Genomic DNA, 17,973 nt, shown 5'->3' with positions numbered 1-17,973 from the left:
CCTCAAGCCAGCCGCGCCAGCCGCAAAAAATTGCCACCCGTGATCAGCGCCATATCCAGCGGCGGCAAGCCCAGCAACTGAATCTTGTGCAATTCCAGCCCCGGATGGAGCCAGGGTCCATCCGAACCGAACAAGACCTTGTGCGGTCCCGCGCGGCGCACGGCCTGCTGCAGCAAGTCGAAACGCCGCACGCCCGAGCTGTCCGTATGGATGTTGCGGTGGCGCACCAGATGGTCGATCAGCGCCAGTTGCGCGGCCCAGTCGTCGCCGAAGCTTCCCAGGTGCGGCAGGATGAAATCGACGTCGGGATACTGCTGCGCCAGCAGCTCGGCCACGGCCACCTCGCCGGCTGGGTCGTACAGCACGGGCAAGCCGAAGAAACGGGCCGCCTCGCACACTTCGCCGCTGATGCGCGCGTCCAACCGGTGCGCCTTGACGCCGACAAAGCCGTACCGCTCGACGGCCGTGCGCACCAGGTCCATGATGCGGCCCCGGTCGCGCCGCGCATGCACGAAGGCAAAGCCGTAGAAACGCTGCGGATCGGACGACACCAGGCGCGCCACGCCATGGTTGGCGATGGCGTAATCGGAATGGAAGGTGGCGAACAGCACGCTGCGGGCGATGCCGGCCGCCTGCGCGCGGCGCAGGTAGGCTTGCAGCGGCGCATCGCTGTCCCATGGCCCGCTCAAGCCGTCGCCCGGTCCCGCATGGCAGTGGCAATCGATGATCATCTTGGCGCGCTATTGCCAGTCGCCCATGACGACGATGCGGTTGCCGCGCCGGCGCCAGCGCCCGCTCTCCTCCTCGCTCTGCGGCGCGGCCGAACGAAAATGCGGCAGTTGCTGATGCAGGGCCCGCGTCAGCGCGCTTTCCACGGCACGCGCGCTGCCGTCGCCGTCGGCAGCCAGGCGTGCCGCCTGCCCCGCGATGCGCACGAAGCGGCGCGCCAGCTCCAGTTCGCGGTCGGCCGGCGCCTCGGCCTCCATTTCCAGTTCCAGCGCGTTGCTGGCGGCGCGCCCCAGGGCCGAGCCGAGCGCCGTGCCCACGCCCGGTATCGGGATCATCGAGCCCAGCGCGCCGCCGACAAAGGGCAAGGCCGTCTTGGCCACGGCCTTCAAGGCGCCACCCAAGGGCTTGGCCACCTTGGCAATGGTCGAGCCCACCTTCTTGACACCCTTCCACACGCTCTTGAAGACATTGCCGAGAAACTGTTCCAGTTCCGCTTCGCTGGACACTTCCAGCAATTCCATGGCCAGCTGCAGTTCTTCCTCTTCGCTGAAGACGGCCGGCGCGCGGCCCTTGCCGGACCAGTCCTGGCCGAACTCCAGCACTTCAAACGCAGCGCCGGCCCGCTGCCGGCATTGCGCGCATTCGCATTCGAGTTGGTGCATGATGTTCTCCTTCGCAGTCGTCAAAGCGCTGTCGTCAGCCCCACATTTCACCCAGTACGGCCAGTTCCAGTTCGCGCCGCTGGTTCGTCAGCACGCCGCGCTGGTTGGCAAACATGTCGTCGTGGATGCGCTGTTCGATCCGGCGCCGCTGCGCGGCCGAGGACAGGGGCGCCACATACACCTGGTGCGCGCTCACGTCGACGGCCAACATCTGGCCGCACAGCCGGTGCTGCAGCAAACGCCGGTGCAGGTCGTCCGTCTGGCCGCTGTAGGCACGGCGCCTTCCACCCGCATCGAACTCGATGACGTACAGGCCCGGCCCCCGGCCATTCGCGTCGCGCAAGGCGTCGGCGAGCGTCCCCAGCGCCTGGTAGCGCAGGGCGGCCGCTTCCGGCACCCGGCCCATGGTACCGGCCAGGGTGGGCGGGACTTCGCCCTGCTGCTGGTCATCGTCCTGCCCCTGATCCTGGCCCTGGTCCGTATCCATTCCCTGGTCCGGCCCCTGCTGGTCGCCAAAGGCCGGCTCCGCCACAGGATAAGCCGCAGGATAAATGGTCGGGTAGATGGGCGCATAGCCGCCCCAGCCCCGGTAGCGCGGCGGCAGGTAGGGCATGGGCTGGGGAGCAAAGCGGGGCAGACGGCGGCCCTGCCCCTGGTAGCGCGGCGGCGCGGGACGGCGCGCGCCTCGCAGCGGCGGCCTTGCACGCAGGCCGCCTCGCCCGCCGCCAGGACGCATGCGCTCTTCCTCCCATTCCCCCTCGTCCTCCCCTTGCCACTCCTGCGACCACTCTTGCGACCATTCCTGTTCGCCGGCCGCCCCTGGCTGCCCCGCAAAGGGCAGTATTTCAAACGCTTCGTTCATATCGCCTCCTGATGTGATGTTCAAGCAAGCCCATCGCCTGCTCCAGTTGCTGCGGCGTCTGGTCGGCCCGCAGCAAGAAAGTCAGCGCGCCGGGGCCGTCTCCCGCTTGCGCCAGCGCCAGCACGCCCGCTGCGCGCAAGGCTTGCCGCAAATGGGCGCGGCCGGGCAAACGCTGCACGGGGAAGCTGCCACCGCGGCAGACAATGCCGGCGGCCGCCATCCCCGTCCGCCATTGCGCCACCCTGTCCGCCAGCCTGGCACGCAGGGCGTCGCCATGGCGGGCATTGAGCGCCAGCGCGCGCCGCGCCGCCGCCAGCACGGCTGCCGAAGGCGGACTGGCATGCACGCGCGTCTGGCTGTGCGCCGCGAAGCGCCGCAGCAGCTTGCGGCTGCCGGCCAGCACGGCCAGCGGCACGCCAAATCCCTTGGCCAGCGAGGCGCCGACGATCACGTGGCCGCCGCCCTTGTCGTAGCCGCCCGGCAAGCCATGCAGCCGCGCCGAGCCGCCACCGGCCGTGCCCGCCACGCCCAGCACCTGCGTATCGTCCAGCAGCAGGTAACCGCCTCCCTGGCATGCGAGGGCCGCATAGCCGGCCAGCGGCAAGACCTGTTCGCTGCCCGGCACATAGCCATCGGCCAGGATCAGGGGGCGCCGCCCTTGCCTGCCCCAGGCCGCCGCCAGTTGCCGCAGCATCGCCATCTCGCCGCTGGGAAACAAGCGCAAGGGCAAACCCAGCGCCTGCGCCCGCTCGGCGCCCCAGCGCGCGATGGCGTAGCTGCCGCCATCGACGAGGATCACCAGGCGCTCGGCAGCTAGCATGCCGAACAGGTCCCAGAACAGGTGCAAGGTCGACGGCAGCACGCAGGCCGCCTCGCAGCCTTGCAGCGCAGCCAGGCTTGCTGCCAGGGCCTGCGCGCCTGGCGGCTCCTGCAGCGCGGCCGGCTGGCCCAGGCTCAAGCTGCTCCACGGCGCCAGCGCGGCCGCCGGATGGCGCATGCCCAGGTAGAGGGCGCTGGTAAAGTCGAGCATGCACGCGCCCCGCCCCCGCCCTAGACACTGCGCAGCTGCTGGCTCAGGCGCTGGCGCAGCAACACCGAAGGCATCGTCGATTCGATCGCCGGGTCGCTGCTGTCGACGGACAGGTCGACTCCGGTGGCGGCGCGGTAGCCGTGGATGTAGCCTTGCACTTGCGGGCGCCAGAAGCGCGCCCAGTTGAATGCCTGCGTCGGTTCATAGATGTCGCTCCAGTTGCCATAGCGCACGGACAGCAGCAATTGCTCGCCGAAGATGGCGAGGTTGCGGAAGTGCATCACGCTCGTATCCGTCCAGCCCTGCAATTTCTTCATAGCATCGACCCTGTCCATCCACGGTTCCGGATACGCCACCATCACGCGCGTAGGCAAAAATTCACGGAATTCGGGGCGCGCCAGCATCCATTGCTGCATCAGCATTTCGATGCGCGCCGTCGACGGCAAATCGCCGAACTGGTTGTGCGCGCCCTGCGACAGGATCAAATGAATTTCCTTGAGCGCGTTGAGCACGGGGAAGGCGTCCGCCTTCACGGTGGTGTCGTCATCCTGCTTGTAGAACGAAGTGAGCAGGCGCAGCAAGTGGTGGAACGCTTCCAGGAATTTGGAGCGGCTATCGGCTGGCCGGAAGTGCTGCACTGCCTTGCCATCCAGGCGCACACCGTAGTGATGGTCATACTCATAGTTCCGGCGCATCACGGTCAGCCGATGCTGCTCATCCTGCGTGTATCCCCACAGTAAATTATTCAACGGACGCAACATGTCGATTTCCGTGTTCGACAGAGGATCGAGTTGCTTGCCCGGCGCGCGCAGATTCTGGAAGCGTTGCGCGATGGCATTCATGGTTTGTACCAGCATGCCCTCTTCGTGCCAGTACGACCAGATCAGTTCCAGCAGGCAGGGATTGGCCAGCTTTTCCTGGATGATGCCAAAGCACAGGTCCACTTCGCCTTCCTGGCCGCGCGGGATGCTGATGGGGATGTCGGGCAGCTTGCGGCGGATCACGGCCAGGTAGGGCAAGGTCTGGAAACCATCGATGTTTTCCAGGTAATCGTTGCGCAGCACGGTTTCCAGGTCGCGCCCCTGGGGGATGTCGCGCCGGTCCAGGTAGGCGTTGTCTTCCGCGGGATTGAAGGCCAGCGGCTGGTTCAGCACGCCGCAATTGACCATCACGAACGCCTCCGTCGCCACTTTCAGCACGCGGTAGGAATCGGCATCCGAGAACGGCAGCGCGCGGCGCTGCTTGAGCTGCTGGAACATGTCGGCCTTTTTGACGAAGCGCTCCTGCTCGAAGCCGCGCACATTGGCCAGGTCGCCGCAAAACAGGCTGTCCATGAAATGCAGGTAATTCGTAAACGACATCGCTTCGGTGCTGTTGCGTATCAGGGTCCACAGCGGCAAGTCTTCCGTCGGCTCCGTTTCCGTGCGCGTCAGCGACACGCCCACATTGCCCGAGATGGGCTGAGGCTGGCGCTCCTCCGCCTCGTATTCCGCGTCCACGGCCAGCATGGCGTTCGGGCTCAACCCTTCCGGCACGGGCAAGGCATTGCGCAGCTCGGGACGCTGCGACAGCATCATCTGCCCCATGAAACGGTGCATGCCGGCGCGCCGCACGGGGGTGGAAAAGGCATTCGGCGCACCACGCATGGGTACCCACGGGGCGGCGGCCAGCACCTGCACCTGGTCGCGTCCGTCTGCGCTTTGATCGCCGTCAAACGAGACGGTGGCCACGGCACGGTCACCCACCCTGCCAAAATTGCAGTCGCTGGGATGGCAGTCCGCCGTTTCAAAAACCAGCCCCACCTGCGGATTGAGCTGCGGCTTGAAACACAGCACGGCGCTGCAGCCGGACTGCACCGTCACGCACTGCGGCGCCGTGGCGGGGAAATTGCCATACACCCCCACGTAGCTGCCCGTGGCCAGGTCGGCAAACACGGTACTACCACGGCCATCCGTCCAGCGCACGCCCACCAGCATGGCGGGATCGGCTACCCAGGTGGCGGCATTGAAATCATGGCAATCCGCCTCGGCTCCCCGGTACAGGCTGATGGCGGCATTGACGACCATGGCCCCGCTGTCCTGCTCGTGCACGGTGACAGCGATGCTGCCGCCGTGGTGCTTCGGCCCCGCCTGGCCCGCCGCCCCGCTCCTGCGGCTCATCTTGCCACCCATATTGCTGCTCATCTTGCTGCTCATGTCATTCTCCTCAATGGATAATCAAACGCGATGCCAGGGGCGGCAGCGGCCTGCCGGGCTGGCGGCCATGCCGCACGACATCTGCGCACAGCTCCGACGTGTCCAGGGTGCTGCGCAGGGCCCAGTGGGTCAGCAAACGCCCCAGCAGCTCGCTTTCGTCTTCCGGGCTCAAGGCACCGCTGGCGCGCGCCTGGCCCAGCACGGCGAACACCAGGGTCGGCGTCGCCCGGTACATCTGCCCCGGCGCCAGGTTCCAGCTGCGAAACAGCTGCGCCAGCATGGCAGGCTGGCGCGTGTGCACGGCCATGGCTTCGGCCAGCGAGCCGCCGCGCAAGGCCGGCGGCCGGTGCTGCACCAGCAAGCCCACCAGGGCAGCCATGCTGGCCTGCAACTGTTCCAGCAGCCGCTGCCGGGCAGGCGGCAGGCCGGCCAGCGGGTAGTACGACAGCCACAGCTGCTCCAGGCGGTCCCACTGCGGATGCGGATACAAGGCCCGTCCCATGGCGCAGCTCAGGCGCACCCGCAGCCATGGCACTGGATGGGGATCGTCGATATTGAGGCGGAAGACAAACACGCGCGGCAGGCTGACCACGCCGATCAGGCCCAGGGTGGCGGCCACGCCGACCCGCGCCAGCGACCAGAAATCGGCCACGATCTCGGAAATCCACCGCTCCCACAGCTGCCACACGTGAACAAAGCCGCTGCCGCCATGCTGCATCGCTTGCAGCACGGGCCGCAAGGACGCCACCAGGTCCAGTAGCGCAGCCCCCTGGTGGCCTATTTCGTGCACCAGCGACGAGGCGATGCTGCTGCCGATCATGCGTTCGCGCGGCAGGCGGATGATGGCGACGGGATTGTCGCCGCCGCCGGGCAGGCGCGTGCGCGCACGGCGGATGGCCGCGCCCGGCCCCCGGTCCAGGTAGCAGATCACGGGCGGCGCCTGATACACATTGCCGGTCAGCGCCAGCGCGTCGGCGGCAACGATGTCCAGGCCGGCCAGCCACACGCCCGTCTTGTGCTCGCTGCGCTGGGTGATGACTTCGTTGAACAGATCGAACTGGGTCAGCGCGGCATTGAACTTCAGGCGCAGGAAGGTAAAACGGCGCTGCGCCTCGGCGGCCGTGGCCACGCTGGCGCCATCGGCGTGCTCGCGCCGCAGCCACCACTGGAACTGGGCCACCATGCGCCGCAATGCGCGCCGGCCCTGTACCAGCTGGCTTTCGATGGCCGACTGGGCGCTGGGCATCAGGGCCGCCGCCAGCACCGTCGGCTCGATCAGCGCGAACGGCTCCAGCCGTGCCAGCCGCGTCAGCAGCGAGCGCGCCTCCTGCTCCAGCATCCAGGCAGCATAAGCGCCGATGGCCATGATGTCAGACCCCGTACAGGACGATTTTGTGACCCTGGCGCGCCCAGCGGCCACTGGACGGACGCATGCCGGCGCCGCTGCGCGCACCGCCCGGCGCCATGGTGCCACCCGCACCAGCGCCGCTGCCGTTCTGCGTGGAGACCTGGCTGCCGGGGCGGCCCAGCAAGCCTGGCGCGAACTGGCGCGCCGCCGCGCTGACCGCCGACTGGGCGATGGCGCGCGGATCGCCCGCACCGCGCGCTTGCGCGGCGCGGTTGACGGTATCGGCGGCCAGGCGCACGAACTGCTTGGCGCCCTCGAATTCGCGGTCCTCGTTCGACGACGCTTCCGCTTCCAGCCCCAGTGCGCCGCCAGCTGCCGAGGCCAGGCCGCTGCCTATCTTGGCCCCCAGCGGGCCGCCGAAATAGCCGCCGATAGCGCCGCCGGCCAGGGGAATGGCTTTCTTCGCCACGCCCTTGAGCACGCCGCCGATGGCTTGCCCCACGGGCGACTTGATGATGCCGCCCGCGACGGAAGCAGCCTTGCGCAGGAAATTGCCGAGAAACTGCTCGAGTTCGGCTTCATTGCTGACCGACAACAATTCATTCGCCAGCTCCATCTCCTCGGTCTCGGAAAACATGGCGTTCGCGCCCCCCTCGCCGCTCCACTCGCCCTGGCCAAACTCGAACTGCTCCGCTTCAAAACCGGACATCTCCTGTCCGTATTCCAGGGTCGTACGATCCAAGTCATGCATGATGAGCTCCTCAAAGTTATAACCTCGGTTGGGACTACCTTACCGGACAGACTGGCCGTCCGGCTAACAATCGAGCACGACGATGTGCCCGCCCTCGCGGCGCCAGCGGCCAGCGTCCCGTCCTGGCGTTTGCGCCGCCTGCCTGAGCAAGCCTGGCGCCACGCTGCGTGCCACTTGCAGCAGGGCCGTTTCCACCCGCGCCCTGGGAGCGCGCGCGCCGGTGGCGCCGTCCTGCGCCAGCTCCGTATTGACGGCATCGATCAGATGCACGACCTGGCGCGCCAGTTCGAATTCCTTGTCTTCCGGGCTCAAACCTTCCAGTTCCATGCCGAAGATGCCGGCAGCGCGCCGCTTGAGCGCCTGCGGCGAACCACCATGCAAGGGCAACAGGGGCGCCACCACCTTGCCCAGCAGCTGGTGCAGCGGTCCTTCCAGCGGCGTACCGCGCACTTGCCGGCCCGCCGCAGTGGCGCCCAGCTGGCGCGCCAGGAAAGCGTCGAACTGGGCCGGCGCCTGCAATTCCAGCAACTGCGCCGCCAGTGCCAGCTCGTCTTCCTGCTGCAGTGGCAGCAGGCCCGGCGCTTCAGGCAATTCCATTTCGGGACGATAGGCGAGCAGACGGCTGGTCATGGCAGGCTCCGGTGAAAGGCGGGCGGGTGACCCATGCCTCCCTGACGCAAGGGCCATGCCAGCCATGCGCAGGGAAAGGACGCGGGGAAAAACGGAGCGGGTGGCGAACGGCATTTCGCCGATGACGTAAAAACCATGGTTTCCGGCGAAGCGAGTTTCGTTGCCAAGATGAGCTTTCAAACAAGCTTAATTGGCGGGAATGATTACGTCGCCTATCCGCCACAGTGCGCGTCATCGGCAAAAAATATTTTTCATTTTCAAAGAATAAAGTTCGCCCTACAGCGCCGAAAACAGCATCAACACCATGCCAACGTCAGGCAAATGAAAACGTGGCCAACACGTAAATAGTTAATTGAAAACAGGATTGTGGTAGCTAGGGCCTACAATTAATGGGCTAAAATTTGATTGCCCGAGAGAAACTAAATGACTGACCCAACTTTGCGCCGTTTGCTGGCCATCACATTGCTCAGCCTGCTTGCCGCATGCGGCGGTGGCGGCGACAGCAACACCGGCGCCATCCAGAACCCGGACATCTCGGTGGTTCCTCCAGGGACCACCGCCCCCGGCGATCCGGCAGCCCCCGGCACCACGCCAGGCGATACCATTCCTCCGCCGCCGCTGACCACGCCTCCGGCCGGCCAGGCGGCCACCACCTTCACGCGCCAGGAAGCGTCGCGCTTCCTGGGCCGCGCCACGTTCGGCCCCAACATGGCAGCCATCGATGCGCTGGCGGCCAGCGACAGCGACGCCTGGTTCCGCGCGCAGTTTTCCAAGCCGCAAACCTTGCACCGCGCGTATATCGACAAACTGCTGGCGGCCGAAGCGGCCGGAGGTGAAAAGCTGACGTCGCGAGGCTTTGACGAATCGTTCTGGCAGCAAAGCATGCGCGGCGAGGACCAGTTGCGTCAACGCATCGCCTTTGCCCTGTCGGAAATCTTCGTCATTTCCATGCAAAACGATGCCATCCAGCCACGAGTGCGTGGCGTGGCCGCCTACTACGACATGCTGGGCCACCACGCTTTCGGCAACTTCCGCAATCTGCTCAATGACGTGGCCCTGCATCCGATGATGGGGCTGTACCTGTCGCACATGCGCAATCAGAAAGAAACGGCAACCCGTGCACCGGACGAAAATTTCGCGCGCGAAGTGATGCAGCTGTTTACCATCGGCCTGTACCAGCTCAATGCTGATGGCAGCCTGAAACTGGCTGCAGGCAAACCCATCGCCACCTATACGCGCGACGACGTAGTCGGGCTTGCCCGCGTGTTTACCGGCTGGAGCTGGGCCGGTCCCGATTTGAGCAACAACCGCTTCATCGGCAACGTGGCCGATCCCGACCGCGACTGGAAACCGATGCAGAACTACCCTGCGTTTCATTCCAGCGGAGAAAAGCGTTTCCTGGGACAAAGCATATCGGGCGTCACCAGCGGCGAGGCGGACTTGAAACTGGCGCTCGATACCCTGTTCAACCATCCGAACGCGGGACCATTCTTTGCCCGCCAACTGATCCAGCGCCTCGTCAGCAGCAATCCCAGCCCCGCTTATGTGGGCCGGGTAGCGGCCGCCTTTGCCAACAACGGCAATGGCGTGCGCGGCGACATGCAAGCTATCGTCCGCGCCGTGCTGCTCGATCAGGAAGCGCTGGCGGCCAGCGGGACAAGTTTGCGCACCGGCAAGCTGCGCGAACCGATAATGCGCCTCGCCAGCTGGATCCGCGCCTTCGACGCCAAGGCGTCCAACGCACGCTACCGCATCTACTATCTCGATGATCCCTTGACCGGGCTGGGCCAGGGCCCCTTGAATCCCGCATCCGTGTTCAGCTTCTTCCGCCCTTCCTACATACCGCCCAACTCCGCGCTGGCCGGCGCGGGCCTGGTGGCGCCGGAACTGCAGATCACATCGGAGCCGTCCGTCACCGGCTACCTGAATTACATGCAGGATGTGCTCGACAGGGGCGTGGGCGAAGCCCGCGAAATCAAGCCGGACTACACGCGCGAACTGGCACTTGTCAGCGACACGGGCGCGCTGCTCGACCGCATCAACCTGCTCCTGATGCATGGCAGCATGCCCGCCAGCCTGCGCGGACAAATCCTGACCGCCATCAATGGCGTCAGCATCCCCGCGGCCACGGCCAGCAATGCCGCGCAGGTAGCCACGGCCCAGGCCAACCGCGTCAAGCTGGCCATTTTCCTGACCATGGCCTCGCCGGCCTACCTGGTACAAAAGTAAGAGCGATCACATGCAAAATCTCCCCTTTTCCCGCCGCCGTTTCCTCGGTTCCATGCTGAGCCTGGCCGGCACCACGGCCGCCCCCTTCGCCCTGAACCTGGCCGCCATGGGCAACGCCGCCGCGCAAACGGCCGGCGATTACAAGGCCATGGTGTGCCTGTTCATGGCAGGCGGCAACGACGCCTTCAACACGGTGCTGGCCACCGATCCCACGTCATGGAATGAATACGCGCGCCTGCGCAACACGGGCGGCGTCGATTCCATCCATCTGCCCGGCGTGGGCGAGACGGGTGGCGTGCTGCCCATCGTGCCCGCCACCGCGCAAACGGGCCGCGCCTTCGCCCTGCATCCCCAGCTGGCGCCCCTGAAAGACCTGTTCGACAATGGCCGCGCCGCCATCGTGGCCAATGTGGGCACCCTGATCCAGCCGGCCACCCTGGCGCAGTACAAGGCAGGCAGCGTGGCCTTGCCACCCAAGCTGTTTTCGCACAACGACCAGCAATCGACGTGGCAATCCGGCTCACCCGAAGGGGCCAGCACGGGCTGGGGCGGCCGGGCGGCCGACGTGGCTGGCTCGCTCAATACGAATGCCATGTTCACGGCCATTTCCGCTGCGGGCAACACTGTCTTTCTCAGCGGGCGCCAGGTGCGCCAGTTCCAGGTGGGCCAGGCGGGCGCCGTGCCCATCCGCGGCTTGAGCGGCAACCTGTTTGGCAGCACGGGCGGTGCGGGCGCATTGCAAGCCATCATCAACGATGCGGGAAGCGACCTGATCGAACAGGAGCACGTGGCCGTCGTGCAGCGCGCCATTTCCAGCCAGAGCATCCTCAGCGGCGCCATGCTGGCAGCCGGCGCGGGCGGCGTGCCCAATCCCCCGCCCTACATCAATCCGAACACGGGCGTGTCCGGCGTCAATCCGCTGGCCGTGCAATTGCAGACCGTGGCGCGCATCATCGGCGGGCGCGGCGCCCTGGGGGCGAAACGGCAAGTGTTTTATGTGACACTGGGCAGCTTCGACACGCATGACCGGCAAAAAGTGCTGCATGCCGACCTGATGGCCCGCCTGGCCCATGCGCTGGCGTACTTCGACACGACCCTGGCGGCCCTGCAGGGCGCGGACCTGCGGCGCCAGGTGACGACGTTTACAGCGTCGGACTTCGGCCGCACCTTCAGCAGCAACGGCGACGGCACGGATCACGGCTGGGGCGCGCACCACTTTGTCGTGGGCGGCGCCGTGAAGGGCCGCGACATCTACGGCGCCTTCCCCGTCACGGGCCTGGGCCATGAGCTGGACGTCGGTTCCGGCGCCCTGCTGCCGACCACCTCCGTCGACCAGTACGGCGCCACGCTGGCCAAGTGGTTCGGCGTGGCCGACAGCCAGCTGGCCGGGGTCTTCCCGAACATCGGCAACTTCAGCCGGCGCGACCTGGGTTTCATGACGACAATTTAACCGTTCACGGCGACAATCAGGGTGACGACATAGCCCTGCGTGGCATTGCCCGTCACCGTGGCCATCTGCAAGCTGGTGCCGTCGCTGAAGACATTGTCGGTGGCATAGCTGATCTGCGACAGGTTGCGCACGCTGGCCGTGTAGCCGCTGGCCGTGTAAGCCTCGCTCAACGTTGCCATCGGAAAAGTAAACTGCGACGTCTTGATGCGGTTCGCGGCAGAGGCCGCCTTGGCCAGGCTGGGATAGACCTCGAAATGCACGTGCGGCATGCGTCCCGCGTAGCAGCCGGGAAAGATGGTCGTGAAGCTGAGGTTGCCGGCGCTGTCCGTTTCCTGCACGCCGCGCAAGTAATTCTGCGCCGTCACGCCGCTCGAATACAGCGAATACAAGCCTTCGCGGTCGCAATGCCACAGATAGACGGCGTAGCCGGCCAGGCTGGCGCAATTGCCGCTGGCGTTGAGCAGCTGCAAATTGATGGTCAATGGCACGCCCGCCGCCACGCCCGTTGCGCCATTGAAACTGGCGCGGATATCGCTGCGCACGACGCCCGACTGGTTCAGCACATTGATGATGCTGCCGCCATTCGTGTTCGTGCCGTCGGCCGGATACGGCCCGCCCGTTTCTTCGGGAATCACCGTGCAGGCGCCCGTGGTCGGTATCGTGACGGTGCCGGCGCTGCCAGTGGCAGCGCCGCTGCTTCCCGTGCTGCTGGCGTCCGTTCCGCCGCCGCAGCTCATCAAAGGCAAGGCGGCGGCGCCGGCCAGCAGCCAGCGCAACACTTGCCGCCGCTCAGTTGCCTGCTGCCGCATCATTTCGAGGTCGGATGCCAGGCCGTGATCATGTAATTCCATACATACTCCATTAAGAGCCTATCCCAGTAGATGAATACATCCCCTGCTGGCGCCCCTCAAAAGCGGGGACTGCGTTGTTCGTCGTTGCGTGGCTCGCCACGCGTCCTCCTCACGCCTTGTCCGCGCTCCTGATACGCTGCCAGCAGAAGACGCTCCCTACCGGGATAGGCTCTAAGTGAGGCAAGCCCGCCAAGGCGGGACTCAGGCTGGCGCACAGGAACAGCGCCTGTGTCGCATGTCGCGAGAGCGCCTGCAAGCTGCTGCCCGGACGCAAGGCATGGATGCGCATGCTGACTCTCCCTGTGATCGCGCGTGCGTTTTACGGGAGGCGCCGGGGGCCGCGCGGAACTTGGCGGCTGTCGTGCCACTGCTGAGCCTGCTGGCGCTGTTCCGGCGTCAGCACGGCCAGCAATTGCTGCTCCAGCCGCGCCTGCTGCAAGCTGATCTTTGCCATGGCTTGCGCTGCCGTATTCGCCAGCGCGCTGGCCTTGGCATCGTCGTAGGCGCTGGATCCGGCCAGCGCGCGCAGCTGCGCATGGGCCTTGTAGGCGATCTTTTCCTGTTCCCGCAGCAAGGGCGCCTGGGCATAGGTGGCGGCGAAGACCTTGTCCTGCTGCGCTTCGCTCAAATCGATGCCGTGCAGGAACGGCGGCAAGCCTGGCGCGCCCGGGCCATGGCCAAAGCCGGGGGGCGGCCCTTCCACGGTGCGCGCTGGCGGGCCGTCCGGTGCAGCTTCTTGCTGGGCCAGCGCCAGCAGCGGCATGCTGCAGGCGGACAGCAGCAACAGAGATACGGCAATACTCAGGTATTTCATCGGGCTTTCCTTTCGTGACGGTCAGCCCTGATTGTCGGCGCCTGGCGTGTAAAGCAACGTTAGGGCCACGTAAAAGCGTGTAAAGGAAAGGGGCGAAATGTAAGCAGACGTATGTAAAAGCGGGTAAAACCACCGTGAACAGCCCCCTTTGACTGCTATCATCGGGCGATATTCACCCGAAAAAGCACAGGCATGAGCAAGGTTTTGTTAATCGATGACGACGTGGAACTGGTCGGCATGTTCCAGGAATACCTGACGCAGGAAGGTTTTGACGCCCGCGCCGTGCATGACGGCGAAAGCGGTGCGGCCGAAGCGCTGACGGGCCTGTATGCCATCGCCATCCTCGACGTCATGATGCCACGCATGAATGGCCTGGAAACCCTGCGCCGCATCCGCGCCGGCAGCAACCTGCCCATCCTGATGCTGACGGCGCGCGGCGACGATACGGACCGCATCGTGGGGCTGGAGCTGGGCGCCGACGATTATGTGACAAAACCGTGCACGCCGCGCGAGCTGACGGCACGCATCCGCGCCATCCTGCGCCGTGCGCAAGCGGCGCCGCCCGATACGTCGGGCCTGGCGCCGCTGACCGTGGGCCAGTTGACGATGTGGCCCGAACAGCGCCGCGCCGCCTGGGCCGGCATGCACCTGGAGCTGACGAGCACGGAATTCAACCTGCTGGAAGTGCTGGTGCGCCATGCGGGCAAGCCCGTCAGCAAGAATCAATTGTCCGAACTGGGCCTGGGCCGGCCCATGGCCCGCTTCGACCGCAATATCGACGTGCACCTGAGCAGCCTGCGCCGCAAACTCGGCAGCCTGGCCGACGGCCGCTCCTGCCTGCAAACCGTGTACCGTCTCGGCTATCAGCTGATCAAGGAGTAAGCGTGGGCCGCCTGTTCTGGAAGTTTTTTTTGTGCATCATGCTGGCGCAAGTGACGGCCACCATCGGCATCGGCGGCACCTTCTGGCTGAAAAACCGGGCCGCGCAGCAGGAACGGGCCCTCGACATCGATACCAGCCCGCCCGCGCAAATGATCATCGAGGCCGCCAGCGCCACCCTGGAAGCGGGCGGCAGCCAGGCATTGCGGCAATTCCTGGGCAAGCTCGAACGCATGCGCGTGTTTGCCGTCGATGCCAAAGGGCAAGAATTGATGGGCCGCGCCGTGCATCCCGCCATGCTGGACAAGGCGCGCGCCATGCTGAAACAGGGCCAGGCCCATCCCGTCGTGCGCGAAGCGGCCGGCAGCGATGGCCAGCGCTACCTGCTGTTCCTGCCCTCGTCCGAACGCTTCCGCAATGCCGAGGCGGGCGCCGCGCGCGACACGCTGATCGCCGTCGCCATGAGCGGCCCGCGCGCCATGGGACCCGGTCCGCGGCCCAACGACGCGGGCGCCCCGCCGCCACGCGGCGAATTCGGCCGCGGCATGCCGCCGCGCATGGACAGCCCCTACCGCACCTTCATTCCCCTGGCCGCCGCCATCGCCGCCAGCCTGCTGTTCGCTTTTTTGCTGGCCTGGTATTTTGCGCGCCCCATCCGCGACTTGCGGCAAGCGTTCGAAGCCGCTTCGCACGGCAACCTGGCGCCGCGCTTTCACGCCAGCGGCAAGCGCGGCGATGAATTGACGGACCTGGGACGCGATTTCGACCGCATGACGGGCCGTTTGCGCAGCCTCATGGATAGCCAGACGCGTTTGCTGCATGACGTCTCGCACGAGTTGCGCTCGCCGCTGGCGCGCTTGCAGGCCGCCATCGGCCTGGCGCACCAGCAGCCGGAAAAGATGGCCGCCTCGATGCAGCGCATCGAACGCGAAAGCGAACGCATGGATAAACTGATCGGTGAACTGCTGACCCTGTCACGGCTGGAAGCGGGCGCCGTGCAAGCGGGCGCCGGGCACGCGCACAGCGAAGACGTCGGCATCGCCGACCTCGTGCACGACATCGTGGACGACGCCCGCTATGAAGCCAGGGCGCGCCTGATGGGCATCGACCTGGCGGTCGATGCGGCCATGGCCGACGCCAGCGTCACGGGCCAGCCCGAACTGCTGGCGCGCGCCGTGGAAAACGTGGTGCGCAATGCCGTCAAGCACAGTCCCGATGGCGGCACGGTGGACGTGGAGCTGTCGCGCCTGCATGATGGCAAGCAGGAGTGGCTGCGCATCGCCGTGCTGGACCGGGGGCCCGGCGTGGCCAGCGCCGACCTGGCCCGCATTTTTGAACCGTTCTTCCGCGCCAGCAATACCCAGCACAGCACGGACGGCCATGGCCTGGGCCTGGCCATCGCCCGGCACGTCATCAACGCCCATGGCGGCAGCATCGGGGCCAGCTTGCGCAGCGGTGGCGGACTGTGCGTGGAGATGTTGTTGCCCGTCAAAACGCCAGGCTGACCTGTCGGCGAGCCTGGCGTCTTTTATGCGCGGAGAATGCTGTTACGCCTGCGTATCGATGATGCTGCCCAGGGTGGACGAGGTCGATTTGGCAGGGCTCGTCGCCGTATCGGCGCTGCTGGCCGGCTGAGCATCTTGCTGCGCCGCCTTCTGCGCGGCCGCCGCCTGTAACTGGGCAATTTGCGCCTGCAAGGCCTGGATTTGCTGCGCCAGCTGCTGCTGCAGCTTTTGCGACGCCTCCGTCTGCTCGCCCTTCTGCGACTCCGTCAACTGCTTTTGCGCCGCCGTGATCTGCTTTTGCAGCGCCGCGATCTGCGAACTGCTGCCCGCACTGGCGCTACTGGCTGCGCTGACCGCGCCGCCTGAACCGATTGCCGCTACCATACTGCCTCCTCAATGTTTCAATACCAAGGTTAACGGCAAGCATGGAGGGCGGATGTAGGGCGGCAGGTGTAAAGGCAGGTAAAGACGGCTGGCGCCCTGCCCTTCACGGCGATCAGGTCTTCGGCAATGTCACGCCAACCTGGCCCTGGTACTTGCCGCCGCGGTCCTTGTACGACGTTTCGCACACTTCATCGGACTCGAAGAACAGCACTTGCGCCACGCCTTCGTTGGCGTAGATTTTCGCCGGCAACGGTGTCGTATTCGAAAATTCCAGCGTCACATAGCCTTCCCATTCCGGTTCGAACGGGGTGACGTTGACGATGATGCCGCAGCGCGCATACGTGCTCTTGCCCAGGCAAATCGTCAGCACATTGCGGGGAATGCGGAAATACTCGACCGTACGGGCCAGCGCGAACGAATTCGGCGGAATGATGCAATAGCCCTTGCCCGACACATCGACGAAGTTATTCGCGTCGAAATCCTTCGGGTCGACAATGGTCGTGTTGATGTTGGTAAATAACTTGAACTCGTCGGCGCAGCGGATGTCATAGCCATAGCTGGACGTGCCATAAGAGACGATGCGGTTGCCGTCGCGCTCCTTGACCTGGCCTGGTTCGAACGGCTCGATCATGCCCGTTGTTTCCGCCATGCGGCGTATCCATTTATCGCTTTTAATCGTCATCGCAGGGGTATCTTTCTAGAATATCGGAATGGCTGGGGCCGCACACTTGCTGCAGGCGCGGCCCGGATGGCAGGATTTTACGCGAAAATCCACCGTTGTTGGCCCCCATCCCCTGAAAATCCTTGGCGATATTCTATTGCTTCGCCAGCAATGCCGTGATCATCTCGCGCACCACTTGCGCCGTCAGTTCCGGGTTTTCCATGGGAAACAGATGCCCGCCCGGCACCTGACGGAAAAACTTGCCGACCAGCTTGCGCGTGGCCTTCAAGCCCGCTTGCCGGCATTCCACCGATTCAGTGCCGCCGATAAAACCGATGGGAACAGGAAAACCGTCCTTGACGAGGCCGCCGATGTGGTGCGGCAGGCTGCGGTAGACCTGCGTTTCCACTTCGCGCGTAAAGCGCAGCTGCACCCCTTCCGGATGGGGAACCAGGCCGCTGTCGATGTAGTCGCGCAACACATGCGGCGCCCAGATGGCGAACATGTCCTTGGCCGCGAAGTGTTCATACGCGGCTTGCGCATCCGGCCACAGCTTGCGCCGCCGGGCGGAAAAACGTGACGGCGAGAACCGCTCGCCCAGCGCCGTGTTGCGCGCCAGCCGCACCAGCAAGGCGCGCCAGCCCGCCACCACGGGCGAATCGAGCAAGACCACGCAGCGCACCAGGTCGGGCCGCTGCTTGGCCACCATCACACTGAGCATGCCGCCCAGCGAATGGCCGACGAGAATCACGGGCGCGCTGTAGCGGCGCTCCAGCTCATCGATATACTCGCGCACCAGCTCGGGCCAGCCCGTGCTCACGGGGTAAGCGGGGTCGTGCGCATGCATGTCGAGCGCCTGCACGGTGTAGTGCTGACCCAGCAAGCCGAACAGCTTGCGGTAAGTGCCGGCAGGATAACTGTTGGCGTGGGCAAAGTGCAGTTGCGGGAGGGTCATCGTGGGTCGGTGCCGGTGAATGCGATAAACAATTGTAA

Annotated in this window: 17 protein-coding genes; 4 read left to right on the top strand and 13 right to left on the bottom strand. The window is 65.6% G+C overall.

What is annotated here, in order from left to right; all coding sequences use genetic code 11:
• Window positions 1-2: 2 nt before the first annotated feature.
• From IGS58_RS10630 to IGS58_RS10595, 8 genes are all read right to left on the bottom strand, one after another.
• Complete coding sequence (locus tag IGS58_RS10630) at window positions 3-731, bottom strand: amidohydrolase family protein (protein WP_034784420.1); 729 nt, start codon at window positions 729-731, stop codon at window positions 3-5.
• A 9-nt stretch (window positions 732-740) separates the two neighbouring features.
• A complete protein-coding gene (locus IGS58_RS10625) occupies window positions 741-1,391 on the bottom strand; it encodes a hypothetical protein (protein WP_052140303.1) in 651 nt (216 codons plus the stop codon).
• A 34-nt stretch (window positions 1,392-1,425) separates the two neighbouring features.
• Complete coding sequence (locus tag IGS58_RS10620) at window positions 1,426-2,253, bottom strand: hypothetical protein (RefSeq protein WP_230521310.1); 828 nt, start codon at window positions 2,251-2,253, stop codon at window positions 1,426-1,428.
• The gene (locus IGS58_RS10615) at window positions 2,237-3,283 is read right to left on the bottom strand and encodes an aminotransferase class I/II-fold pyridoxal phosphate-dependent enzyme (protein WP_230521309.1); all 1,047 of its coding nucleotides are present in this window, start codon (window positions 3,281-3,283) and stop codon (window positions 2,237-2,239) included. The genes IGS58_RS10620 and IGS58_RS10615 overlap by 17 nt, the downstream gene beginning before the upstream one ends.
• A gap of 20 nt (window positions 3,284-3,303) precedes the next feature.
• Window positions 3,304-5,478 carry a hypothetical protein gene (locus IGS58_RS10610; RefSeq protein WP_070254217.1) on the bottom strand — a complete coding sequence of 725 codons (2,175 nt, stop codon included), beginning with the start codon at window positions 5,476-5,478 and terminating at the stop codon, window positions 3,304-3,306.
• A gap of 10 nt (window positions 5,479-5,488) precedes the next feature.
• Entirely contained in the window at window positions 5,489-6,844 is a 1,356-nt protein-coding gene (locus IGS58_RS10605) for a hypothetical protein (RefSeq protein ID WP_230521308.1), read from the bottom strand.
• Window positions 6,845-6,848: 4 nt separating this feature from the next.
• Window positions 6,849-7,577: a hypothetical protein gene (locus IGS58_RS10600; protein WP_071653624.1), complete on the bottom strand. Its 729-nt coding sequence runs from the start codon at window positions 7,575-7,577 to the stop codon at window positions 6,849-6,851.
• 63 nt (window positions 7,578-7,640) lie between these two features.
• The gene (locus IGS58_RS10595) at window positions 7,641-8,207 is read right to left on the bottom strand and encodes a hypothetical protein (RefSeq protein WP_099393913.1); all 567 of its coding nucleotides are present in this window, start codon (window positions 8,205-8,207) and stop codon (window positions 7,641-7,643) included.
• A 423-nt stretch (window positions 8,208-8,630) separates the two neighbouring features.
• Here IGS58_RS10595 and IGS58_RS10590 point away from each other — a divergent pair, with 423 nt between their 5' ends.
• Together IGS58_RS10590 and IGS58_RS10585 are read left to right on the top strand one after the other, a co-directional pair.
• Window positions 8,631-10,436, top strand: coding sequence for a DUF1800 domain-containing protein (locus IGS58_RS10590; protein WP_230521307.1), 1,806 nt, complete (start codon window positions 8,631-8,633; stop codon window positions 10,434-10,436).
• A 10-nt stretch (window positions 10,437-10,446) separates the two neighbouring features.
• Entirely contained in the window at window positions 10,447-11,886 is a 1,440-nt protein-coding gene (locus IGS58_RS10585; RefSeq protein WP_230521306.1) for a DUF1501 domain-containing protein, read from the top strand.
• Here the strand turns inward: IGS58_RS10585 and IGS58_RS10580 are convergent.
• A complete protein-coding gene (locus IGS58_RS10580; protein WP_230521305.1) occupies window positions 11,883-12,737 on the bottom strand; it encodes a dioxygenase family protein in 855 nt (284 codons plus the stop codon). The two genes, IGS58_RS10585 and IGS58_RS10580, sit on opposite strands and share 4 nt — an antisense overlap.
• A 319-nt stretch (window positions 12,738-13,056) precedes the next feature.
• Window positions 13,057-13,551 carry a Spy/CpxP family protein refolding chaperone gene (locus IGS58_RS10575; RefSeq protein WP_230521304.1) on the bottom strand — a complete coding sequence of 165 codons (495 nt, stop codon included), beginning with the start codon at window positions 13,549-13,551 and terminating at the stop codon, window positions 13,057-13,059.
• A gap of 192 nt (window positions 13,552-13,743) precedes the next feature.
• On the opposite strand from IGS58_RS10575, the gene IGS58_RS10570 reads away from it, so the two are divergent.
• Together IGS58_RS10570 and IGS58_RS10565 are read left to right on the top strand one after the other, a co-directional pair.
• Window positions 13,744-14,433, top strand: coding sequence for a response regulator transcription factor (locus IGS58_RS10570; RefSeq protein ID WP_034784412.1), 690 nt, complete (start codon window positions 13,744-13,746; stop codon window positions 14,431-14,433).
• Between the two features lie 2 nt (window positions 14,434-14,435).
• Window positions 14,436-15,935: a HAMP domain-containing sensor histidine kinase gene (locus IGS58_RS10565; RefSeq protein ID WP_230521303.1), complete on the top strand. Its 1,500-nt coding sequence runs from the start codon at window positions 14,436-14,438 to the stop codon at window positions 15,933-15,935.
• 42 nt (window positions 15,936-15,977) lie between these two features.
• Here IGS58_RS10565 and IGS58_RS10560 read toward each other — a convergent pair whose 3' ends face one another.
• The 3 genes from IGS58_RS10560 to IGS58_RS10550 all read right to left on the bottom strand — a co-directional run bounded on the left by IGS58_RS10560 (window position 15,978) and on the right by IGS58_RS10550 (window position 17,935).
• Entirely contained in the window at window positions 15,978-16,319 is a 342-nt protein-coding gene (locus tag IGS58_RS10560) for a FlxA-like family protein (RefSeq protein ID WP_070280766.1), read from the bottom strand.
• Window positions 16,320-16,431: 112 nt separating this feature from the next.
• Window positions 16,432-17,001, bottom strand: a complete 570-nt coding sequence (gene dcd, locus IGS58_RS10555) for a dCTP deaminase (RefSeq protein WP_034755486.1) — start codon at window positions 16,999-17,001, stop codon at window positions 16,432-16,434.
• 133 nt (window positions 17,002-17,134) lie between these two features.
• Window positions 17,135-17,935, bottom strand: coding sequence for an alpha/beta fold hydrolase (locus tag IGS58_RS10550; RefSeq protein WP_034784409.1), 801 nt, complete (start codon window positions 17,933-17,935; stop codon window positions 17,135-17,137).
• Window positions 17,936-17,973 lie beyond the last annotated feature (38 nt).

Origin of the sequence: Janthinobacterium sp. EB271-G4-7A (assembly GCF_020858075.1) — a bacterium.
GTDB classification, from domain to species: domain Bacteria; phylum Pseudomonadota; class Gammaproteobacteria; order Burkholderiales; family Burkholderiaceae_D; genus Janthinobacterium; species Janthinobacterium lividum.
The sequence above is the reverse complement of the archived record's forward strand: the minus strand, read 5'-3'. Positions and strand labels throughout refer to the sequence as shown.